The 24,721-nt window shown below is 31.5% G+C and carries 20 protein-coding genes; 4 read left to right on the plus strand and 16 right to left on the minus strand.

All coding sequences use genetic code 11. The annotated features are described in order from the left end of the window. Window positions 1-48: 48 nt before the first annotated feature. From ACUUYC_RS18415 to ACUUYC_RS18445, 7 genes are all read right to left on the minus strand, one after another. The gene (locus tag ACUUYC_RS18415; RefSeq protein ID WP_474268152.1) at window positions 49-831 is read right to left on the minus strand and encodes a sensor histidine kinase; all 783 of its coding nucleotides are present in this window, start codon (window positions 829-831) and stop codon (window positions 49-51) included. 626 nt (window positions 832-1,457) lie between these two features. After that, window positions 1,458-2,132, minus strand: coding sequence for a hypothetical protein (locus ACUUYC_RS18420; protein WP_474268153.1), 675 nt, complete (start codon window positions 2,130-2,132; stop codon window positions 1,458-1,460). A 233-nt stretch (window positions 2,133-2,365) separates the two neighbouring features. Further along, on the minus strand, window positions 2,366-3,322 hold the full coding sequence (locus tag ACUUYC_RS18425; protein WP_474268154.1) for a hypothetical protein: 957 nt from the start codon (window positions 3,320-3,322) through the stop codon (window positions 2,366-2,368). A 406-nt stretch (window positions 3,323-3,728) separates the two neighbouring features. Beyond that, window positions 3,729-4,697: a hypothetical protein gene (locus ACUUYC_RS18430; RefSeq protein WP_474268155.1), complete on the minus strand. Its 969-nt coding sequence runs from the start codon at window positions 4,695-4,697 to the stop codon at window positions 3,729-3,731. A gap of 168 nt (window positions 4,698-4,865) precedes the next feature. Further along, a complete protein-coding gene (gene msrA / locus ACUUYC_RS18435; RefSeq protein ID WP_474268156.1) occupies window positions 4,866-5,525 on the minus strand; it encodes a peptide-methionine (S)-S-oxide reductase MsrA in 660 nt (219 codons plus the stop codon). Window positions 5,526-5,588: 63 nt separating this feature from the next. Continuing rightward, window positions 5,589-6,149: a hypothetical protein gene (locus tag ACUUYC_RS18440; RefSeq protein ID WP_474268157.1), complete on the minus strand. Its 561-nt coding sequence runs from the start codon at window positions 6,147-6,149 to the stop codon at window positions 5,589-5,591. A 96-nt stretch (window positions 6,150-6,245) separates the two neighbouring features. Further along, entirely contained in the window at window positions 6,246-6,599 is a 354-nt protein-coding gene (locus tag ACUUYC_RS18445) for a DUF6249 domain-containing protein (protein WP_474268158.1), read from the minus strand. Between the two features lie 253 nt (window positions 6,600-6,852). On the opposite strand from ACUUYC_RS18445, the gene ACUUYC_RS18450 reads away from it, so the two are divergent. Further along, window positions 6,853-7,437 (plus strand): RNA polymerase sigma factor, encoded by a 585-nt coding sequence (locus ACUUYC_RS18450; RefSeq protein WP_474268159.1) that lies wholly within the window; start codon window positions 6,853-6,855, stop codon window positions 7,435-7,437. Further along, complete coding sequence (locus ACUUYC_RS18455; protein ID WP_474268160.1) at window positions 7,421-7,813, plus strand: hypothetical protein; 393 nt, start codon at window positions 7,421-7,423, stop codon at window positions 7,811-7,813. The genes ACUUYC_RS18450 and ACUUYC_RS18455 overlap by 17 nt, the downstream gene beginning before the upstream one ends. A 2-nt stretch (window positions 7,814-7,815) precedes the next feature. Here ACUUYC_RS18455 and ACUUYC_RS18460 read toward each other — a convergent pair whose 3' ends face one another. From ACUUYC_RS18460 to ACUUYC_RS18500, 9 genes are all read right to left on the minus strand, one after another. Then, window positions 7,816-9,099: a sterol desaturase family protein gene (locus ACUUYC_RS18460; RefSeq protein WP_474268161.1), complete on the minus strand. Its 1,284-nt coding sequence runs from the start codon at window positions 9,097-9,099 to the stop codon at window positions 7,816-7,818. A 142-nt stretch (window positions 9,100-9,241) separates the two neighbouring features. Next, the gene (locus ACUUYC_RS18465) at window positions 9,242-11,419 is read right to left on the minus strand and encodes a S8 family serine peptidase (protein ID WP_474268162.1); all 2,178 of its coding nucleotides are present in this window, start codon (window positions 11,417-11,419) and stop codon (window positions 9,242-9,244) included. A gap of 26 nt (window positions 11,420-11,445) precedes the next feature. Further along, window positions 11,446-12,375: a hypothetical protein gene (locus ACUUYC_RS18470; protein WP_474268163.1), complete on the minus strand. Its 930-nt coding sequence runs from the start codon at window positions 12,373-12,375 to the stop codon at window positions 11,446-11,448. Window positions 12,376-12,725: 350 nt separating this feature from the next. After that, on the minus strand, window positions 12,726-16,094 hold the full coding sequence (secA, locus tag ACUUYC_RS18475; protein ID WP_474268164.1) for a preprotein translocase subunit SecA: 3,369 nt from the start codon (window positions 16,092-16,094) through the stop codon (window positions 12,726-12,728). 71 nt (window positions 16,095-16,165) lie between these two features. Further along, the gene (locus ACUUYC_RS18480) at window positions 16,166-16,387 is read right to left on the minus strand and encodes a DUF2795 domain-containing protein (RefSeq protein WP_046755590.1); all 222 of its coding nucleotides are present in this window, start codon (window positions 16,385-16,387) and stop codon (window positions 16,166-16,168) included. A gap of 130 nt (window positions 16,388-16,517) precedes the next feature. Beyond that, a complete protein-coding gene (locus ACUUYC_RS18485) occupies window positions 16,518-17,093 on the minus strand; it encodes a cob(I)yrinic acid a,c-diamide adenosyltransferase (RefSeq protein WP_474268166.1) in 576 nt (191 codons plus the stop codon). 268 nt (window positions 17,094-17,361) lie between these two features. Next, window positions 17,362-18,174, minus strand: coding sequence for a class I SAM-dependent methyltransferase (locus ACUUYC_RS18490; RefSeq protein WP_474268168.1), 813 nt, complete (start codon window positions 18,172-18,174; stop codon window positions 17,362-17,364). Between the two features lie 338 nt (window positions 18,175-18,512). Beyond that, window positions 18,513-19,277 (minus strand): O-methyltransferase, encoded by a 765-nt coding sequence (locus tag ACUUYC_RS18495; protein WP_474268170.1) that lies wholly within the window; start codon window positions 19,275-19,277, stop codon window positions 18,513-18,515. A 166-nt stretch (window positions 19,278-19,443) separates the two neighbouring features. After that, a complete protein-coding gene (locus ACUUYC_RS18500; RefSeq protein ID WP_474268172.1) occupies window positions 19,444-21,309 on the minus strand; it encodes an ABC-F family ATP-binding cassette domain-containing protein in 1,866 nt (621 codons plus the stop codon). A 110-nt stretch (window positions 21,310-21,419) separates the two neighbouring features. On the opposite strand from ACUUYC_RS18500, the gene ACUUYC_RS18505 reads away from it, so the two are divergent. Further along, window positions 21,420-22,220, plus strand: a complete 801-nt coding sequence (locus ACUUYC_RS18505; protein ID WP_474268173.1) for a polysaccharide biosynthesis/export family protein — start codon at window positions 21,420-21,422, stop codon at window positions 22,218-22,220. A gap of 4 nt (window positions 22,221-22,224) precedes the next feature. Continuing rightward, on the plus strand, window positions 22,225-24,678 hold the full coding sequence (locus ACUUYC_RS18510; protein WP_474268174.1) for an exopolysaccharide transport family protein: 2,454 nt from the start codon (window positions 22,225-22,227) through the stop codon (window positions 24,676-24,678). Window positions 24,679-24,721 lie beyond the last annotated feature (43 nt).

A 24,721-nucleotide genomic window follows, 5' to 3' on the forward strand; every position in this document is an offset into this window, starting at 1 on the left:
TATTTAGTGGTTGTTTAATTCTTAGGTTCAAGATTCAATACTTGAAAGCTAAAGGTAATGAATAATCATTAGTTTTGTTCCTTTGTCAACTGCAGATTCTAGCTCAATTTCGGCACCGATGAGCTTTCCTCTACTTTTCATGTTTTGTAATCCAATACCTTTATTTGGTTGTTCAACAGATTTGTCAAATCCTTTTCCATTGTCTTTTGCAATGATTGTCAGCACTTTATTTTCATACGTTAGCGTAACATCAAGTTTTGAAGCTTTCGCGTGTTTTATAGTATTGGAGAAGAATTCTTGTAAGATTCGAAACAAAATAATTTCGGCTTTATCGTCAATTATTTCTTCATCTCCATTAATTCTTAAGGTAGCTTCAATAAAATTTAGCCGATTAAAGCGTGCAATCTCTAAGCTTAATGCTTCTGGAAGCATAATATTCTTCAAAGCATCTGGATTGATCAATTTTGAAAGCGCTCGGAGTTCTGTTAAACTTTTAGAAATCGTATCACTTACTTCTGCGACATTTTCGTTCGTATTATCAAGTTGATGTAGTTGTATTTTGGCAAGTGTAAGGAGTTGCCCAATATTATCGTGCAACTCCCAACTTATATTTCTGAGTGTTTGTTCTCTAATTTCTATTTGTGTTTCTGCAATAGCGTTTTCAAATTCTCGTTTGGCTAGGTGTTTTTCTGCCAATAGTTTATTTTTTCGCTTGATAAATACCAAGAAGAGAACGATTATAATTACAACTAGGAAAATAAATACTATAGCTGTAATTAATGCTATTGTTTCTTCAACTTCTGTCCCCATATAAATCCAATGATATAGCATATATTTAATATGTAAATGAGTATATAATATAATAATAAATTAGATTCCATATCAACAAGCTCAATATAGTATTCTCTAATTACCATATATGGGATTATACCTATTTGAAATAAAAATAATCCAACACTAATCCAAAATAAGATATCTTTTGAAACTAATAAAATTCGTTCGGAATTTAAAATTTCAATTAAATAAAATAAAATACTAATGATTAAAACAATTGATCCATAGATATAAGAAACTGTTAAAATTTGTTTCATAGAATCAACAAAAAATATATTGATAACAAAAATTAATACATAAGTTACTGTGAAAATAGAAACATATTTTTTGAACTTTTCCTTAAATAATGAACGTCTATAAATATTTAACAGTAAAACAAAACTGATAATACCATAAATATTATAAATAATTGAATTGTATTTAATTTCTAAAATAGCATGAAAGTACCACCCGAGTAGCTCATTAAAAACAATATACCATAACAGTAATAGAATAAATTTTAAATTTGATTCCTTGTATTTATAATAATATACAGTAGCTATAACAGCTGTTATAATTTCGACATACAGACTGCCGGTTTGTAATAATGAAGTTATATAATTCAATTATTTTTTTTTGATTTATTAATTTCTAGGAGGAGGACTCAATTGCCCCATATTAAATGACGTACTAGTTCCATCGTCAAAGTCATTTTCAGCATTAGATGATTTATTTTCAACTAAATTATTATTTGATACTTTATGACCTAAACTATTATTTGCCATGAATGCACGTTCCGTTGGATTATATTCGTCAATTAGTAACCTTTCTATAATTTTATAGTTACCAACTAACGGTTCGTTTGGATTATTAGGAATAATATAAAATGGTAAATTCTTCATATTATCATGTGATTCATTTAAGCCTGTTTCAATCGTTGGATTGAAAAATACAGTCTGTTGTTTTGGGTAGAGTTGATGGTCAGTATGTGCTCCAAAATACACACGAATACCAGAAATTTTCGGATTGTTTGGATTTTTCTTTGCTATAGCTTCTAAATATTGAATATAAGATTTCATTTTACCATATTCAAACCAAACAAATTGTGTGTCTTTAAAATCTTTATCAATAGATTGATTGATTATAGGGTAGCGCCCATCTACATAGGTTTCGTGTAAATTAATAGCTTCACTTACAGGTATAATTCCGTTTGGTTTGTCACTATTTTCACAAACGCAAGTATTTAATTTTTTAAATAAGAAATAACCAATTGCAATACCAATAACTAGTGGTACGATTGATAGTACTAAATTTTCCATAAGGTTGTAGTTTTGTTTATTTTTTGTTTTGTTAAAATTAGCTAAACTTTTTAGAATAAAAATTAGAATTCCAAATTTGGGTGTTTTTCCCTTTTAACAAAAAGTGGTTAATGAATTAAATTTAGGAAAATAACTACAAAAAATATATTATGGAAGTGACTATTTTGATAAGAATACTAGGAAAGAAGTTGTTTTGGTAACTTATAAAATAGCAGGTTTGGAGGAATAAAACCTTATTTTTTAGGTGGCGGCGGTGATAATTGACCCATGTTGAAAGCTAAACTATCATCAGTATCATCAGTATCATCAGTATCATCAGCATCATTTGTATCATCTTTTTGAAAGAAATCATTCTGTGAAAAACTTTTGAATGTTTTTCCTTCTATATTGATAATTGATTGCTTTTGAGAACTTGCCGTTAAGAATACAGTTTGTGCATTCGACTTTAATTCTAAACTTGGATCGGTATTATAGACTCCAAAAAATACATCAATTCCCGTAATGGCTAAGTTATGGTCTGTTGATTTCTTTTTCAAATACTTAATATATTGGTTGATTTCAGCTAATGAATACCAAACAGCTTTTGTATAATATTCCTTTGTCACTTTAGCTGCAAATGGTTCAATATACTGTGTTTGATACGTATTGAATAGGCGAGTAGCTTCATTAAATGATAGATATCCATTTGGTGATAATATTAGGTTTTCATCATTTATACTTGTTAATTTTCTTTTTAAAAATTGATCAATATGTGTAAATGTTAGGAGTTTACCATTCTCAATTGTAAATGATTCTTGATAATCTAAGCTTGCATTTCGTGTGGAAGGCATTATAAAAGCGGTTCTTTTTCCGTTTTCATCAGCTGCAAATATAAAACTAATGCCTGTAATTGGAATGTTTTTAGAAATCGCTACTGTTTCTAAATGCGAAATATACTTGGTGATCGTTTCTAGTTCAAAATGAATTTTTTTGTCTTCAAACGTAGTTTTCTCAGCCCCAATTTGAGATAATCTAGTTGTATGATCATTTTGAAAAAGTAGTGCCGCATCCTTATTGGAAATAATCTTTTCTGGAACTGCTAATGCAGCGTCTAACTGTTCCTCTTTTTCTAGGTTTTTTGTCATGCAACTCAGGAAAAATGTAGTACACACAAGTCCTAAAGAAACAAATGACAACATTTTTTTCTTCATGGTTATAGTTTTAAAATATTAAATAAGATTCCGCTTTAAGCAGAATTAATTCAACCTATAGTTTTGAGTTCGTCTTTGCTACTGAATTAAGTTCAGTACAAGCTTCTCGTAACATAGTTTCATTAAAAGACGCGTCTTATGATGTAATTACTTTTTAAAAGTAGAAAATAACTGACTATAAACTTTATGAACTTGTATAACTGTTAGTTTTTTGTGTGTAATTGTCACATATTCAAAGAGAATATAAAATACAAAGAACCTGTCTAAAAAGTGAAATTTTGTCAAATTGAACTTAATTCGGTTTCTTAGAGTAATTGTAAGTTATTGAAAATTATCATGATGAAATTCTGAATCAAATCTAGAATGATATTTTTAAAAAACTTTTCAGACAGCCTTTATAATTCTATTAATGCCAAGGATGCCAGCATGTTTTATTTTGACAATCCTCAGGAAGAGGCGGCGGCGGTGATAGATGTCCTTCATTAAAATTTAAACTTCCATTCAAACTCTCATTATTATCCTTTGCAAAGAAACCATCTTGTGTTAAGCTTTGTAGTGTTTCTCCTTTTACATTAATTATAGACTCCTTTTGTGTACTTGCAGTTAAAAACAACGTTTGTGCATTTGATTTTAGTTCCAAACTTATATCATTATTGTATGCTCCAAAGAATACATTAACTCCCGTAATTGCTAAATTATGATCGTTTGATTTCTTTTTTAAATAACTGAGATATTGGTTGATTTCTTCAAACGAATACCAAACCGCTTTTGTGTAATAGTCTTTTGTTACTTTTTTTGCAAACGTTTCAATATACTGTGTTTGATAGTTATTGAATAACTCAGTTGCTTCATTAAATGATATATATCCATTTGGTGATAATATCAAGTTTGCATCGTTTTGTGAACTATTTTGTAGCCTTAATTTTGTATCAACATGTTTAAATGTTAAAAACTGACCGTTTTCAATGGTAAACGATTCTTGATAATCTAATTCAGCATTTCGCGTGGAAGGCATTAAAAATGTAGTTCTTTTGCCATTCGCATCAGCACCAAATACAAAACTTACACCAGTAATTGGAATGTTTTTAGAAGTTGCAACTGATTTTAATCGATTGATGTAACTTTCTAAAGCAGCCAATTCAAAGTGAATGGCTTTGTCTTTAAAAAAAGTATTTTCTTTTCCTATTTGTGATAAACGTGTGTTTTGATCGTTTTGAAATAGTGTTGCCGCTTGTGTATTAGAGATTACTTTTGCAGGAATTTCTAAAGCAGTTTCTAATTGTTCTTCTTCTGCTTGATTTTTTGTTTCGCAACTCAGGAATAATGTAGCACATACAATTCCTAAAGAAGCAAATGCAATGATTCTTTTCTTCATAATAATAAAATGTTTAATTCTTTAAATTGAAATAAAGCGCTTTATTGTATGTAATTACATTATAAATGTAAGAAAAGTATTTTTGTCTGCGAAAGATTTTGTATAAGCGTTGCGTATTTTGTACAAGCGTTACTGAACAATTCTGAATTTAGAATTTTGAATTCAGAATTAATGTGCTTCTTTCTTCAATAATTCTGGAAATTTTTTCTGAAAACGTTTCAATCTAGGAACGGAAACTCCTCTGATATATGGATTATTCGGATTGTTTGCCTCATAATCTTGATGATATGCTTCTGCATCATAAAATGCTTTGTATGGCGCAATTTCTGTAGTTATTGTTCCATTAAATACTTTGTCAGCAACAAGTTTTTTAATGTATGTATCCACTATTTTTTTCTCCTTTGCATTTTTGTAAAATATAGCCGAACGGTATTGTCTACCAGCATCTGGACCTTGTTTGTTTAACGTTGTTGGATCATGAGAACCAAAAAATACTTTTACCAAGGTTTCATACGAAACTACTTTTGCATCGTAATACACTTTTACAGCTTCTGCATGATCTGTTCTTCCTGCACTTACCAATTGATAGTTTGCCGTTGAGGCTTTTCCACCTGCATAACCAGATACAACTTCTTTTACACCTTTTACACTTTCAAAAATGGCTTCAACGCACCAAAAACAACCACTAGCAAAATATGCAGTTTCATATGTGTCTAATTGTTGTTGCGTAAATTGTTCTTTTTGTACCGCATTATTGTTAGCTGTATTTGAATTACAACTGATTGTGAAAAATAGTATAGTTATTAATGTAAGATAGATCGATTTCATCTGTTTATTTTTTTGTTTCAGTCGAGTTGCATCAAGAACCTTACGAAAAAATGATTAAGATTATCAATTTCCATGTCCGATTAAAGTACCAAGCGATTGGTTCACCGCAAAAATAATAGCAATTATACAAATGACAATAGCTATGGTTTTTAATCTTGTTTTTAAGGCAATTTTCTCTTTGTTCTTTTGAGTTGTTAAGATACGAAACACTTCCACAATTTTTTCTTTATGAAAATATAAAATACCCAAAAGCATTAAAAAGTATATAATAGCATTTACTAAGGCAGCATATGCATCTAAAAAAATGATATCAAATACAATAATATTTACCAATATTGGAATTAAAATAATAACACCTATAAGTCTAGTTCTGGGTAATAAAAGGCAGAAAGCGCCAATTAGTTGTGAGATTCCAACAAATAAAATATATCCAAAAGAATGTCCCATGAAAACCCAAGCCAATTCATAACTGCTTACATCAATAATGGGAGTTTTAGCAACTTCAACAGGAATTTGTCCTTGACGATAAAATTGTCCTCCTAAAATTTTTCCTAGTCCATATATGCTAATAAAGAAAAAAACATACCAGCGAAATGCAATTTCTAGATAATCTCTATATTTCATAAATAAATGCTTTAAATAACAAAACGATTGCTTATCCGAAGAAAAACAATCGTTTTATATAATTAACTAACTGTGTTTTTTGATGACGATATATTGTTAATGCTCTTTTTCAACCAATTTCTTTGTCAAGAAGAATCCTGTGAATAAAGAAATTCCGGCTACTAAAAAGATGGTTCCTGGAAATGCAACTTCTTCAGGTAAGTGAAATACACTGTGCATCATATTTCCAATAAATATACCCAATCCAATTCCCATCATTAAAACAGCAAAGTTTAAAACCAATACTTTCCAAGTTGGTGTTAGTGACTTTTTTGAGCTGAAAAAGATGGAAGCGTCTGCTCCTTTTTCAATTAAAGCCAAACGTTCTTTGTTTCGTGATGAAATGTATAAATAGTAGATTCCAAAAATTACTCCTAAAATTGCTGGCATTATAATTACTTCTGATCCCATAATAAATTATTTTTTAAATTTAGTTTTTATGTATTTGCCCATTATGACGAACGGTTTTTTGTTTTGGTTACAGAAAAAGTGAAAAAAATATAATAATATACCAATTAGCTAATGTAATAATGTGTCAATGACTGAATTTAAATATATATATTAGGCTAAATGTTTAATTAAAAAATAATTTTCCCTAATACCTAAAACAAATAATTTCAAAAAAGGTGTAACCATTTTATAAAAGTGATCGTCTTAACTACAAATGACTAAAAACACTGACCAAGACTATATAGAACAAATTCGTTCTGGAAACGTGAATGCGTACGCTATGCTTGTAAATAAATACAAGGATATGATATTTACATTGGCAGTACGAATGGTTGGAAGTAGAGAAGATGCGGAAGAAGTTGCACAAGATACTTTTGTGAAAGCATACAAAGCATTAGATACATTTAAAGGAACATCAAAGTTTTCTACTTGGTTATATAGAATTGTATACAATACTAGCTTGGATTGTATAAAGAAGAATAAAAGAGTTATTTTATCGGAACATATTGATGAAATTCATGAATCCGATATTGGCACAATGCAAGACGCGATGAGTTATTTGGAAGCGAAAGAGAAGAAGCAAACCATTGAAAAAGCATTGTTACAGTTGCCAGAAGAAGAACGTGTGTTATTAACGTTGTTTTATTTTGAAGAATTATCTCTGAAAGAAATCTCAGAAATTGCCAAAATATCCTATGATAACGTGAAAATAAAATTGCACCGAAGTAGAAAAAAACTATATCATATTTTAAAAAATGTCGTAGAACCTATATATTTGAGTCATGGAAGCACAAAATAAAAAAATAGATCAATTTACTAAGGAAATCATCCAAGATGCTGGATTGACAACGCCTTCAGTAGATTTTTTAGCCAATGTAATGGCAGAAGTTTCCAAAGAAAAAGCACCTGCTAAAGTATATAAACCATTGATTAACAAAGTTGGTTGGTTGATTATCGGCGCTTTGTTTTTAGTGTTTTCTTTTGTATTAACACGTTTTTCACTAGGTTTCTCTATTCTTGGCGATTGGGATTTATCAAGTCTAATGATTAAAAAACACGAAATGAAAGTTGATATTCCTGTTACGTATGCGTATTGTTTCTTCTTTTTACTTGTATTTTTATTGATTCAGATAAACATCATTCAAAAACGTTTTTCAAGAAGTTTAGAAGCTTAGTTTTAAACTGTAACAGTTTTCGAAGCAACAACTATTTTTTCTAAATAAGAGAAATAAATTGTCGCTAAAAGACTAGTTATAAAATACATTCCCATCATAATACTTCCATATTGAAAGTATGTATTAATTCCAAACCAATCATTAAAAAAAAGTATTACAAAAAGCCCTAATGCTAGTTTAACTAATTCAAAAACAATAGTATATCTGTGTTTGTCTAATAAACTTGTATAACTGTAAATTCCTAGAAATACGATGGCTCCATATAATACTAACATGTTATATCCGCTCGTATTTAGAATATTTCCAAAATTATAGAATAAGAAAAGCATCAAAAATATAGTCATAGTCAGTTGAATGACTGACCAAATTTGCAACGGAGTAGAAGTAGGAGTTGTATATTTTTCATATGTATATACATTTTCAATAATTTCTATAGGATATTTTTCTTTAACATCATTTGGTCGCCAACCTGTTGGCATAAACCAAATTCTTAGCTTATCGTAATAACTATTGGTTCGCCAAGCATCTTTGATCAATCTCCATATATGTTGAAAATTAATTAATACTGGATTCCAAGTTGCTGCAGGTTTTAATACTCCATAAACTGGCGGAACTTCATCTAATTCTTCTTGAAACGTTCCAAATACTCGATCCCAAACACAAAAAATAGCAGCTAAATTTTTATCAATATATTCAGGATTTATTGCGTGATGAACTCTATGTTGCGATGGTGTAACGAGAATATATTCTATGAATCCTAGTTTTCCAATATGTTTTGTGTGATACCAAAATTGTGCAAATAAATGAATAGGGGTAAGGATTGCTATGGCTTTGTATGGAACACCTAGTAAAGCTGCAGGAATTAGTAATAAAGGAAAGTAACCTAATATGTTAGATATGGATTGTCGCAATGCGCAAGCCAAGTTAAATTCTTCACTACTATGATGAATTACATGTTGATTCCAAAAGAAATTTATTTTGTGACTCAATCGATGATTCCAATAGCTTGCAAAATCTATAGCAATAAAAGCAATAACAAAAGCATACCAAGTTTCTGGAATCTCAAATATGGCTAAATATTGTAGTAAATATGGATATGAAATTAGAATGAAAGCCAATCCTAAAGAATCTTTAATAATACTTGTTAACCCTGAACTAATGCTTGAAATACTATCGTTTACATTGTGCGTTTGATTTTTTTTAAAATAACCATAAGCAATTTCTATGCTTACCAAAATAAAGAAAAAAGGAATTGCATATAAGAGTGCATTCGCGTAGGCTTCCATAGCAGAGGATTTTTTATAAAAGTACATCTTTTTTATAAAAATGCAATGCGCGCATAATAAAATTTATAGTCATAGAAATAATTAAAAAAATATCTGACAAACCCGAGAGTTCGCCAGATATTCATCAAATAATTAGGTAAACTTATTGTTTTACAATTCTACTTACTGAAATTTCACCGTAAACATCTATGATTTTTACAATATAAATTCCTGTTTGAAATCTAGAAAAATTAATATCTACAGTACGATTACTATCTTTTTCAAATTTCTTTTGCAGGACAGAAATTCCAGAGATATTATAAATTTCTACCGTTTTTTCTGCTGTATTACCAAATTGAATATGTAGTATTCCTTTTGTTGGATTTGGAAATAGTTTCAATTCACCAGTAGTTGTATTTGCTAAACTAGGTTCAAATTCCTCTTTTTCGAAGTTGGTTGGCATTTTATAACTAATGACTTCTTGTGTAGGAACTTCAGCTCTGTTTACAAATGTACCAGTACAACCTTCAATATATGCTCTAAATTTTGATCCAACTAATGCATCAAAACCAGGTTGCAAAAATACTTCATCACCAGCATGATACGTGGCTTGTCCACTGGCACCAATAGTATTATTTGCAGTTATCGTCATTGAAGCTTCTCTGTTGTCAACACCAGCAAGTACATCTACATTTACAAATAAGTTTCCAGGACATGCCATACTTTGTGATAATAATACTGCGGCATGTGCATCAATTAATCCATAACCCATTTGATTATTCCAGTTTCCGTTTGGACGACCACCAGTAGTAGAATAGGTATATAAATCAGTTCTAACTTTTTGTGCAGTTTGCTCAATGATGTCATTTACTTGAATACTACTCAATCCACTATTGACTTCAAGTACTAATGCAGCAACTCCAGCTGTATGTGGCGCAGCCATAGAAGTTCCATTCCATGAAGCTGTTCCATTGGTTGGAATTGTTGATAGAATTCCGCTTCCTGGCGCAACAATATCTAAATCACCTCCAAAACCAGAAAACGAAGAACGTTGTCCTGTTGATGTAATAGATCCTGTAACCAAAATATCATCATGGAAACTAGCAGGATAATCAATGGCAGGTGATTGATTACCAGCCGCAAAAACAACTACGGTTCCTAATCCGCCACGTCCCATTGTTATAGCATCTGTTATGGCGTCTTCTAGCATTGTACTTTGCAATTGTGTAAAAAACGCTCCACCTTGATCTCCCCAAGAATTATTGATAATTGCGGCTCCATTTTGCCATGCCCAATTAATTCCGTCGGCAAGTTCTTGAGAAACGTTTGGTGTTAATGAAAGTGTATGACTCACACTCATAATGTTTGCTTCTGGTGCAACTCCCACAACTTGTAAATTATTGTCTGCTTCGGCAGCAATAGTACCAGAAACATGTGTTCCATGATCTCTTCCTGTAGTAAATACACTTGGCGAAGTACCACTTTGTGTATCATAACTTGAAGCAGAAATGTTTGCATTTAAATCATTATGAGCAGTATACACACCTTGATCTAAAACGGCAACATTAACATTATTTCCTTCCGTTATTCCCCATGCAGCACAGGCATTGATATCAATGTTAGGATCTACAGTATTGTCTAATCCCCATAGCTGACTGAAATTGCTATCATTTCTACAGTTTCCTCTAAAGTTGAACATAAATGCAGGATCAACATCTGCAAATTGTTTTGTTTCATATAGTGTATTTGCCATATCTAATACATTTCCAGATGCTGGTGTAACACTGATAGTAAACCATAAAGGCATAAATTTGTTATATCCGACAAGCTCTAAGTTGTGCTTTTTGATTTCTCCTAATAAAGCATTAAAATCATTTTGATTTCTCAGTTTGATATAGAAATAGTTAGAGAGTCCAATATTATCATCTGCTGTCTTTTTAAAGTATGGAGACACAATGATGTTCTTGTTATTTGCTTTTATTTGCGCTATTTTTTTCGCATACTCTTCTTTTGAAATTCTAGTATCTGAAAGAACAACTTCTCTCCAGTAACGAACTGGATTTGCTTGTTGAAAACTTTCAGGAGTTAGCAAAATACGACTACTAACATCTTCTTGTATTTCAGAGGAACTTAGAATAGATAATCCTGTTCCGTTTAATGAAATACTTTGAAGATCTTTCGCATTTGTAGCAGAAACGAAGATAGTTTGCTTGTCTAATTGCAAAGGAATTTTTTCTCCTTTGTAATAGTAAAAGTCATATTCTGTTTCTTGTGCTAACGCTGGAATCATTAAAAAAAGTAAAGAAAAAGCGCTTATTAAGTTTCTTATGTAAGAATTCATAATAGTTGTTTTTTTTAATTAATTTTTTAGTTCTTCTGTAACGCTAATACTTGTTTCTTTAATGCATCCAATTGTTTTTGCTGTTCGATAAGATATAACGTCAATTCCTCAATTTTTTCTTGTTGAATTTTAGTAATTTCTCCTATTGATAATCCTTCTTGTTCAACAGTTGCTGCTGAAGGAACATTTGGTAAGTGATTGTTTTCATTGATGTATGCTTCAACATCCGCTAATGGTGCTAATACATAGTTATCATCAAAAACATAATCTGCCCAACCTGTACGTACACGTACTTCGTCAGATAATATTCCACCTGCTACAAATAAGTTGTAATTACTAATATTAGCACCTCCAATTGTTGTAGGCATGTTTAGTGTTCCCATAGATACTTTTTCAGAGAAATACCCTTTTCCTCTAAAATATCCGCCATACGTATTACTTCCATTTACGTCATCTACACCGACAACTCCTGCAGCAAAACCTCCATTTACAGAGTTGTTTCCTGCCCAAGCACCTTTTAGATTTCCATAAACACCTGCAATTTGTAATGCATTAGATCCGCTAGTTCCTCCGAGATCCGTAATAAATCTTCCAGCCATCGTACTTGATGTTTGAAAAGATGATCTTGCTGTAGATACTGTAATACTACTAGCCATTCCAAGTGTATTACTTGAAGCTGACCAGTTACTGTTGTAACCTATATAGCCAGTAGTGGTAGAGTTTGTACTACTGTAGTTAGATGTAGCGCGATAGGTCTGTGCAATTTGAGATCCCTTAATTCCGGTTCTCGTTCCGCCATCGACATCTAATTTTACATTTGTAGCAGTTCCTACTGCCACTGGAGGAGCTGGTGCTCCGATTCCAACATTTGTACCATTGTCATTTACTTGTGACTGAACATTTACTGTAAAAAATAGTAAAAATGGTAACACGATTGATAGTGTAACTTTTTTCATGATTAATTTGTTTTAATTAGTGTATTGGTTAATTTACACTTAAAACTATAAATTAATATCTTACACTAGTGAGAGAATAGACTTATAATGTTTATGGTTTTAGAGTTTTTTTTAATAAAGAAAAATACTATATTATATAAATTAATATAATGTATACTTACCAATTTTGGCTATGGTAATAAACTCTAAAAGACTTTAATTGCTAGGCAGGTAATACTTTTTGTGAATTATTTGTAGAATTAAAAGCCTTGAAATAATGTTAAGACAAATTTATTCTTAAAATAAGTATTGCATAAAAAAACTCCCATGTTTCCATGAGAGTTCTTTATCTATTCTAAAAAAAATAGAAGTTATTCTTCAACTATAACCCATTGTCCTTTTGAAATCAATGGTTCAGCTTGTTTGTATTTTACGGTTTTGTTTTCACCAGTCATAACGTTCTTGATAGTAACACGTTCGTTACGACCAATTTTTGGCTTATCGCGTACAATTGTTTCCGTTACTTGCGGACGTTGTTGCTGCGATGATTGCATTGCTTGACGGTTTGCAGCAGCTCTTTCATCACTGTTCAATACTTCTTCTTTAGAAGTCTTGTAATTATCCTTTTTACGTTTTTGCTCACGCGCTTCACGTACACGATCCGGATTGTTATCAGCTAATTCTCCTTTAAACAAGAAAGAAAGAATTTCACGATTTACCTTATCAATTACTTCTTTGAAAAGCTCAAATGCTTCAAATTTGTAGATTAATAAAGGATCTTTTTGCTCGTGAACGGCTAACTGAACTGATTGTTTCAATTCGTCCATCTTACGTAAGTGTGTTTTCCACGCATCATCAATGATAGCTAATGAAATATTCTTTTCGAAATCCGTTACTAATTGTTTTCCTTTAGAATCGTATGCATCTTTTAAATCACTGACAACATTTAATTCTTTAGTTCCATCAGTAAATTTAACAACAATACGTTCGTATTTATTTTCTGGATTTTCATACACTTGTTGAATTACAGGATAAACAGCTTCCGCATTGTGTTCCATTTTCTCATTGTAGCTTTTAAAAGCAGCAGTGTATACTTTTCCGATGATTTCTTCTTCAGTAAACTTAACAAATTCATCTTCCGATATTGGACTTCCTATAGAGAAGTAGCGAATCAGTTCAAATTCAAAGTTTTTATAGTCGTTAGCGGCTTTATTAGTCTGTGTAATGATTTCAGTAGTATCATATACCATATTTGAAATATCCACCTTTAAACGCTCTCCGTGTAATGCATGACGACGACGTTTGTATACAACTTCACGTTGTGCATTCATTACATCATCATATTCTAGTAAACGTTTACGAATTCCGAAGTTGTTTTCTTCAACTTTTTTCTGTGCGCGTTCTATAGATTTTGTCATCATGGAATGCTGAATTACTTCACCATCTTTTAATCCCATTCTGTCCATCATTTTGGCAACTTTTTCAGAACCAAATAAACGCATCAAGTTATCTTCTAATGAAACGTAGAACTGTGAACTTCCTGGATCTCCTTGACGACCAGATCTACCACGTAACTGTCTATCTACACGACGTGAATCATGACGTTCAGTACCAACAATGGCTAATCCACCAGCGGCTTTTACTGCATCACTCAACTTAATATCTGTTCCACGACCTGCCATGTTTGTTGCAATGGTAACTTGTCCAGGTTCACCTGCTTCTGCCACAATATCGGCTTCACGTTGGTGTAATTTTGCATTCAGTACATTGTGTGGAATTTTACGTATAGAAAGCATTCTTCCTAATAATTCCGAAATTTCTACTGAAGTAGTACCAATTAATACAGGTCTTCCTTGTTTAGACAATTCAGTTACCTCATCAATAATGGCATTGTATTTTTCACGTTTAGTTTTGTAGATTAAATCTTCTCTGTCTTTACGTGCAATTGGTCTGTTTGTTGGGATTTCAACAACATCCAATTTGTATATTTCCCATAATTCTCCTGCTTCAGTAACCGCCGTACCTGTCATTCCAGATAGTTTGCGATACATTCTAAAGTAGTTTTGTAATGTTACTGTTGCAAAAGTCTGTGTAGCATCTTCAATTTTCACATTTTCTTTTGCTTCAATCGCTTGGTGAAGTCCGTCAGAATAACGACGTCCATCCATAATACGACCAGTTTGCTCATCAACAATTTTTACTTTGTTATCCATTACTACATATTCTACATCTTTTTCAAATAATGTGTATGCTTTTAGTAATTGGCTTAAGGTATGAATACGTTCACTTTTAACTCCGAATTCACGGAAAAGAACTTCTTTTAATTCAACCTCTTTTTCTTTTTCTAATTCTTGTGCTTCAATTTTGGCAATTTCTCCACCAATATCAGGCATTACAAAGAAATCTTGATCATTGCTTCCGCCAGATAAATATTCAATTCCTTTATCTGTTAAATCAATTTGATTATTCTTTTCTTCAATCACGAATAATAATTCTGCATCTACTTTATGCATTTCGCGATTGTTGTCTTGCATATAGGTATTCTCAGTTTTTTGAAGCAGTTGTTTTACACCTTCTTCACTTAAGAACTTAATTAATGCTTTATTTTTAGGCAAACCTCTGAAAACTCTTAATAATAAGAACCCACCTTCTTTGGTTTCACCATCTTTGATCATTTTTTTAGCTTCTGCTAGAACACCTGTTAAGTACTGACGTTGTTTTCCAACTAAGTCAGAAATTTTTGGTTTTAGATCATTAAATTCATGTAAATCTCCTTGCGGAATTGGTCCAGAAATAATTAATGGTGTACGTGCATCATCTACTAATACAGAATCGACCTCATCGACAATTGCATAGTTGTGTGGACGTTGTACCAAATCATTTGGAGAATGCGACATATTATCACGTAAGTAGTCGAAACCAAATTCGTTATTTGTTCCGTATGTAATGTCTGCTGCGTATGCTTTTCTTCGTGCTTCTGAGTTAGGTTGATGGTAATCAATACAATCAATTGTAAACCCATGGAATTGGAAAATAGGAGCCATCCAAGCGCTATCACGTTTTGCTAAGTAATCATTCACAGTTACCAAATGCACACCTTTTCCAGTTAATGCGTTTAAGTATACAGAAAGCGTTGCTACCAACGTTTTTCCTTCTCCAGTTTTCATCTCAGCAATTTTACCTTGATGCATGGTAATACCTCCAATTAACTGAACATCATAGTGAATCATGTCCCAAGTGACTTGCTTTCCAGCTGCATCCCAAGAGTTTTGCCATGTAGCATTATCGCCATCAAGCGTTACATAGTCATGTAAGCCTGATAACTCTCTGTCGTATGGAGTAGCTGTAACAGTAATTTCGGTATTATTTGTAAAACGTTTTGCAGTTTCTTTTACAACAGCAAAAGCTTCTGGTAATAGGTCTAATAATACACCTTCCGTTATTTCGTATTCTTCGTCTCTAAGTTTATCAATTTCTTGATAGATGTCATCTTTACGTTCAATATCTGAACTAGTTTCAGCTTCTTCTTGTAAAGAATTTATCTTCGCGTTATTTTCTTTACATGCTTCTGCGATCTGTGATTTGAAGTATGTAGTACGCGCTCTAAGGTCATCAATAGATAATTGTGAAAGTGGTTGTTCGTACGACTTTATTTTGTCTATGATAGGCTGTAAGCCTTTTATATCTTTCTTGGATTTGTCTCCAACAAACATTTTCAACACTGAATTTAAAAAACTCATGGTATATTTTGGTTTTATATTAAACAAAAAAAAAGCCTCAAAATGGAGACTTTTTCCTTGTTTAACTTGTTTTAGTATTCATCTTCATTCCAGAGATAATCATCATCTGTAGGGTAATCTGGCCAAATTTCTTCGATAGATTCATAGGAATCGCCTTCGTCTTCAATGGATTGTAAGTTCTCTACAACCTCTAAAGGAGCTCCTGTTCTAATTGCATAGTCAATCAACTCATCTTTTGTAGCGGGCCAAGGTGCATCACTTAAGTGAGACGCCAGTTCTAATGTCCAATACATATTTATTTGATATTAATATTTTTGCAAAAATAAATTTTTAAATGAGAAAGTCAAGTAAAAAAATCATTATTTACACATTATTTTTAAGAACGTATTTTAAGGAATATGTATTTCCTTAATTTTTAAATAGTTACGAATTCTTTTTAGGAATCCATTTTATTTCATTCGCTTGTAAATCATGGGACAACTTTCGTGCCAACACAAAAAGGTAGTCAGAAAGTCGGTTTAAGTATTTTAAAGTATTCTCGTCAAAAGACTCTAATTCATAAAGCGCTGATGCTAAGCGTTCTGCTCTTCGGCACACACAACGGGCAATGTGACAGAATGACACTGTTTGATGTCCACCAGGTAATACAAAGTGTGTCATTGGCGGTAAAGCAGCATCCATTGTGTCCATTTCACGTTCTAACGCAGTAATGTTGTCTTCTGAAATTTTAGGAATGTTCAATCTGTCTTTTCCGTTCTTTAATGTTGCCTTTTCAGGATCTGTCGCTAACACAGCACCAACAGTAAATAATAAATCTTGAATATCCATTAATACATTTTGATAATGCGAATTGATTTCTTGATCTCTAATTAAACCTATATATGAATTGAGCTCATCAACCGTTCCGTAACTATCAATTCGGATATGATGTTTAGGAACACGAGTTCCGCCAAATAGGGCAGTAGTTCCTTTATCTCCAGTTTTAGTATATACTTTCATTCTTTTTCTTTCTTCTTTTTTTCAAAATAATCAAGTAGCTTTTTCCTTGTCTTAGTGTTCGATATAAATACACATATTCCACCGATACATAAAGCAATGATATAGTCTACTAGTGTCATTTTTTCAGATCTTTTTTCTTATCGTAATAGTTATCTCTAAAGTTTCTTCCTTTACGATTGTATAGCTTATTCTTGTTCCGTTTGTTATTGAACAATAACAACGGAAACACTACAATTACGATAATAAAAGTCCAAAGTAACATATGCGATTATTTTTTCTGCATGTGCATCGTTAAATGCATACACGTGTATAATTGACGATCATTCGTTTGAGATTTCTCCCAATCTTTTTGATGTAATTTTTTAATATAGTTTAATTTCTTTTTTGACCCAATTGGAATCAAGTTTAAAAAGAATGCCCATTTAGATGAACCAAGTATTCCATGACGTTCTACTACATTGAATTCCTTATGAAAACGACGTACTGTTTGTTTTGAAAACGGCCATTCCCAATCAGCATCCGACTGAAAAGGCCTGTATAACGCACGAATTATTTTTAACGGCCAACTTGTTTTTAACGGATCATATGAAATTAACTGCCCGTTTGGTGCTAACTTTTCTTGTAGCTTGTCAAACAACATATCTAAACTTTCAAAGTGATGTAAAACTCCGTATGCATAGATAATGTCAAAGTCTTTTTCTTTGAAATCTGGAGATAAAAAATCTACTTCTCTTGCTTCTGCATTTGGTAGATCTTTTAAACGTTCATTTAATTTTGCAATTGCTTCATCACTTAAATCAATTCCTAAGTAACTTTTAGCATTTTCTGCTAAGTATATACTTAAGTAATTTCCAGCAAAGCATCCTAAATCTAATACTTTTTTGTCTGATAAATCGCCTAACCAAACTTTGTGTCTGTCATACACTTGTTCGCTGATTTTCAGTTCTTTTCTAAAATCAGAAAGCAATTTATTTCGCATGTACGACCAAATTTTAGTCGCAAAATTCTTCTTTTTTGTATTGTAGAATTCTTTTTGCCTTTTGTTGACTTCTAATACTTTTTCTAATTGTGTATTACTCATGTTGTAATTCTTGGGACTCTTGGCATCAAAATTAACTAAAAATATAACTTATTTAATAAAATCTTTAGCATTTTAGAGTACAATTGGATTAATACGTCATTTTTTAGTATTTTATTTTCGTTTTCTTTGCTTTCCCAAAGAAAAGAAACAAAAGAAAGGAAATTTTTCCAGAGGTATTTTTAGTTTTTCTGTCGAAAACTAAAATCACAATTATTTCTCTAAATTTTTTCCAAGGTTTCAAAAATTATTAACGAAAAATTCTTGTTATACTTCGGAAAAAGGATAAAAGAACAAATCAAATAGACGCTAAAATATTTTTTTAAAATTAACAATTGATTTTAAGTGCGTATAATAAAATGCTCTTTCGCTTGTTCTTTTCGGAAGAAAACAAATCCCCAGAAAAAGGTGTCAATGGTAACAGTCACCTTAGGATTATTTTTAATGGTTTCCCAAGCTTCCGACATTTCTTTACTCCAATGAATGTCATCAAAGATAAAAACTGTGTCGTTGTGTGTACTATCTAGTAATTGTTCAAAATAGGAGAGTGTTGCTTTTTTTTGATGATTTCCATCAAAATATACTAAATCATAAGTTTCATTTGTAAGTGTTGGCAACGTTTTATCAAATTCATTTACATGTACTTTGACATTGTTAGCTTGGTGTTTTTTTAATTGTTTTTGAGCAATAGCAGCCGTTTCTGGGCAACCTTCTAGCGTATTAATCGTTGTTGCTTCTTTCATTGCAATGGTTGCAATTCCTAACGAAGTTCCTAACTCTAAACACTTTTTTATGTCTAAATATGAAATGAGTCGAGCTAGTAATTTTGCTCGCTTTCGCGTAATTCCTGCATTCTTTGCAATCGCTGAAATTTTACGTTTGTTGGATGAAAATACTCTGCTTCCGGCACCAAAATCAGTTATTTCGATAAAATTGTCATTTTGAAGCAAGTCAGAACGATAGGTTGAAATAGTTTTATAAATCTCTTTCGATTTCTTGTCATAGAAACATTTCGTAACCAAATCGAACACAAATGGAGAATGTACACCGTGTTCATTGGTTGATTTTCTTAAAAACTTGAAATAGGCAAAGATTTGATACCACATATATTATACCACTTATTGTTAGGGTTTATTGTAAAAGAAAATGATATTTTTTGTCTTTATTCGAACTAAAAAACTAAAGCATAGTCATAGTTACGGTTTCTTTTTTTATTGAAGAAGAAAGTGAAAAAGGGTGTTTTATTACATTAAATTCAAATGATAAATGGTATTACCCTTCCATTTTTGCAGCTAATTCAAACCAACGTTCTGTTTTTTCTTCAGAGTCTTTGATGATTTTCTGCAATTCTAGTGATTTCTCCTGAATTTCATCCTGTGATAATTCGCCAGAAACAAATTCTTGTTCTATCAATTCTTTCTTTTCTTCCAAACGCTGAATATCTTTTTCCAAACGTTTGTATTCTTTTTGTTCATTATGCGTTAACTTCTGATTTCCATCATCTTGTCGCCACGATTTCTTCTCTTTCTTTTCACCAGTATTTTTAGATGCAGGTACAACACTATCTTCATAGACTCTGAAATCAGTGTAGTTTCCAGGGAAATCCTCAATCACACCATTGCCTCTAAAGATAAATAAGTGATCTACAATTTTGTCCATAAAATATCTATCGTGCGAAACGACTAATAAACAACCAGGGAAATCGAGCAGGAAGCTTTCCAACACATTGAGCGTAACAATATCTAAATCATTTGTTGGTTCATCCAGAATTAAAAAATTTGGATTCTGAATCAAAACTGTACATAAATACAAGCGTTTTAGTTCTCCTCCAGAGAGTTTTTCAACAAAATCATACTGACGTTTTCTGTCGAATAAGAAACGTTCTAATAATTGTGCTGCAGAAATCAATCTACCTTTTTTTAATGGAATGTATTCTCCATATTCTTTAATGATATCAATTACTTTTTGACCTTCTTTCGGGTTGATTCCACTTTGCGTGTAATATCCAAATTTAATCGTTTCACCAACAATTACTTTTCCAGCATCAGGTTTTAAATTTCCAGTAATCATATTTAAAAACGTAGACTTTCCAGTTCCATTTTTTCCAATGATTCCGATGCGTTCACCTCTTTTAAATACATATTCATATTTATCTAATAACACTTTATCTTGAAACGATTTAGAAATATTATGCAACTCCAGAATTTTACTTCCCATACGTTCCATATTAATTTCTAATTGCACTTCATGTTCGTTACGACGTTTGTGTGCTCTTTCTTTGATATCGTAGAAATCATCAATTCTAGACTTCGATTTTGTAGTACGTGCTTTTGGTTGACGACGCATCCAATCGAGTTCTTTTTTGTATAAATTTTTTGCTTTTTCAACAGAAGCTTGTTCAGATTGTACACGTGCTTCTTTTTTATCTAAGTAATAAGAATAACTTCCTTTGTAATTGTATAGTTGACCATTTTCGAGTTCTACAATTTCATTGCAAACACGTTCCAAGAAGTAACGGTCGTGCGTTACCATGAAAAGTGTAATGTTTTCCTTTTTGAAATACTCTTCTAACCATTCGATCATTTCTAAATCTAAATGGTTTGTTGGTTCATCTAAAATTAATAAATCGGGTCTATTGATTAAAACGGTAGCTAAACCTAAACGTTTTTTCTGTCCACCAGATAAACTACTTACTTTTTGCGATAGGTTTTCAAGCTTTAGCTTAAATAAAATTTGTTTGTACTGTGTTTCAAAATCCCAAGCATTGTGCGCGTCCATTTTCTCAAACGCTTGTTGATACGCTTCTGCATCATCAGGATTTAATAATGCTTTTTCATAATTGTGAATAATATCCAGAATAGGATTCTCGGAAGCAAAAATGGTTTCTTCTACAGTTAGATTTGGATCTAAATTTTCGTTTTGAGAAAGAAAAGCCATGTGAATTCCTTTACGAGAGATGATTTGCCCGCTATCCGATTCTTCTCGACCAGTTATGATATTTAATAAAGATGTCTTTCCTGTACCGTTTTTAGCTATAAAAGCTATCTTTTGATCTTTATTGATTCCAAAAGAAATGTCATTAAACAATACACGTTCTCCAAATGACTTTGAGATATTTTCGACGGATAAATAATTCACTTTGTTGATTTTTTTACAAATTAAAAATAAAAAGATCAGATATATGGTATAGAATTTTATTATTACTGCGTAAAACTTATATTTGCTAATTGAACAAATAGATTTTTTTAATGAAATTGAACGCCTCAATATCTATTCTACTTTTACTATGTTTTCTATCTTCTTGTGTGTCTAACAAAGAACTGACGTACTTTAATGACGACAAGAAAGATCAGGAACTTATAGAACAAAGTATTAAGTTAAATGAAAAACCATACAAACTTCAAGTTGGTGATTTATTGTCTATAAACATTAAATCTTCTAATCCAGAATTGGTTGCAATGTTTCAACCAAGTTCTAATGAGGATGGAAGTGCACAACAATCAGAACAAGGTTTGTATTACAATGGATTTACAGTTGATGTTCATGGAAATATAAAAATTCCATTTATTGGCGACCTAAATGTTCTAGGATTTACAGCTGAAGAGATTAGTACGCGTGTGTATGATAAGCTGTTGGAAGAGTATTTTACAGAAGAGGCAAATATTTTTGTGGTCATTAAATTAGCAGGTTTACGATTTACTGTTACAGGTGAAGTAGGTGGAACAGGAATTTTTACCTTATATCAAGATCGCGTTAACATTATAGAAGCATTAGCAAGTGCAGGAGATATTGGTAGACTTGGAAATAGAAAAGATGTTTTAATTATACGTCAATATCCACAAGGTCAAAAAATTCATCATATTGATTTAACAAAAGCTGATGCATTTGGTTCTCCATACTATTATATAAAACCTAATGACATGATTTATGTGAAACCATTAAAACAAAAATCATTAGGAACAGGAACAACACTTGTGCAGTCAATTACAACAGTTGTTACTGTATTATCATTGGTAACAAGTGTTATAATATTATCTAGAAACTTATAGCCGTATGGAAGAAGAATTCGAAGAATTAACATCACAAAATTCTTTTAATATCAAAGCTTTCGCTTTACGTGCGTTGAGTTATTGGTATCTTTTTGTAATTACATTAGGAATTGCTTTTGTAGTTACATATTTCTACAATAAAAGATTGCAAAGAATATATAATGTAGAAAGTTTAATTTCTATCAAAGAAGAGCAAAATCCTTTTTTTTCCGCAAATACAAGTTTAGTGTTTAATTGGGGAGGAACAAGTGATAAAATAGAAACAATACGTATTATTCTTGAATCAAGATCGCACAATGAAGAAATTGTTCGTTTGTTGCAATCGTACGTACATTACTTGCGAAAAGGTGAGTATCGTTATGAAGACATCTACAAAAGCGCTCCATTTAGAGTTGAATTGGATGAGCTTCACAATCAAATGATTGATCAAGTGATGAAAATAAAGTTTCTAGATGATGATTCCTATGAACTTTCTTTTGATTTTGAAGAGAAAACAGCATACAATGTTATTAATTATACTTCAAATACAGTCTCAACAGAATCAGTTGTTTCCAAAGAATTTAAGCAAACATACAATATAAAAGATACTGTAGCTTTACCATATTTAAAGTTTCAACTAACGAAACTTCCTAATGTAAAGTGGAATACTGAGCAAGATTACTATTTGCGTTTTTCTTCTATCCGATCTGAAGTAAATAAATATAGAAATATAAACGTTTTCTTGAAGCGAAAAGGTGCTTCATTATTAGTAATGAGTTTAGTAGGACCAAACAGAGCAATTTTAGCCGATTACCTAAATGCTACTGCAGAAGTTTTAAAGATAAAGCAGTTAGAACAAAAAAATCAATTTGCAGTAAATACTATCGAGTTTATTGATAAAATGATGATTGGAGTGAAAGACTCTTTAGAATTAGAAGAAGATAGAATTAAAGAATTTAAGCAACGAAATGAAGTGCTAAACCCTTCAGCAGAAGGAGATGCATTATTTCGAAAACTTACTAATTTTGATGATCAAGTAAGTACACTAAATTTAAAATTGCAATATTGCGAATTGTTAAAAGACTATTTAATTAACGCACAATCCTATTCAGATCTCCCAGCACCAGCTTCTTCAGGAATAACGAACCAGAATATTGTACAGAATGTAACAAAAATTATTAACCTTTCTGTGACAAGAGCCCAGCGTGCCAAGACGACTAAAAATGCAATATTTTTAAAAGGAATTGATCGCTCAATAGAAGCAACAAAAAAAGTATTGTTGGAAAGTATTATTACTGAAAAAACATCTATTGAGTTAAATTTACAAGACATAAAATCGAGAATTGCACGAACAAAAGTAGAATTTAGAAAATTGCCTGCAGAGGAACAAGAATTATTCAATATTCAACGTAGTTATGAAATAAGTCAAGCTTCATATACAATGTTGCTTACCAAAAGGAATGAAGCAGGAATTGCAAAAGCATCCAATGTCTCAGATATCAAAGTTATTGATAAAGCACGTGATTTAGGTCAAGCTCCAATTGCTCCAAATACACAAAAAAATTATTCTGTAGCACTTTTTCTTGGTGCATTGTTTCCGTTATTATTTGTGTTCTTAACTACAATTTTAGATAACAATATTCATACGCCAGATGACTTAAAAGAAAATTCTAATATTCCAATTTTGGGAATTATTGGGAGAAGTAAAGCTAATAATAATTTAGCCGTTTTTGACAGTCCAAAATCATCTGTTGCGGAATCATTCAGGGGAATTCGATCAAGTTTACAATATATCTATAAAGATTTAGATAAAAACAAGACAAAAACCATTATGGTTTCTTCCTCTGTAAGTGGAGAAGGAAAAACATTTTGTTCAATAAACACTGCTTCGGTATTTTCTTTAATGGGAAAAAAGACGGTTTTAGTTGGACTTGATTTACGTAAACCAAAGATTTTCGATGATTTTGGAATCACAAATGATTATGGTGCTGTAAATTATTTAATTGGACAAAAAACATTACAAGAAGTAGTACAGCCTACGGAATATGATAACTTACATGTAATTACATCTGGACCAATTCCTCCAAATCCTTCTGAACTATTGATTAGTCAACAGATGGAAGAATTCATGGAAGAACTTCGTGAAAATTATGATTATATTATATTAGATACACCACCATTAGGACTAGTTTCTGATGCTGTTGATTTAATGAAATATGTTGATGCAACAATGTACGTGGTTCGACAAGAGTATACTAAGAAAGCTATGTTGAATGTAATCAATGATAAGTATAGAAAGAAAGAAGTAACAAATATAAGTTTTGTGTTAAATGATTTCCGTCAAAAAGCCAAATACGGATATGGTTATGGATACGGATATGGTTACGGTTACGGATATGGGAATTATGGAAATGGTTATCATGAAGACGAGAAAAAATCATTATTGACAAGATTTAAAAATCTGTTCAAAAAAAGCTAAACTAAAAAACCCCAAATTACGGAATGTATAAAAGCATTCCTGA

The sequence above is a fragment of the Kordia sp. E genome, assembly GCF_056033805.1.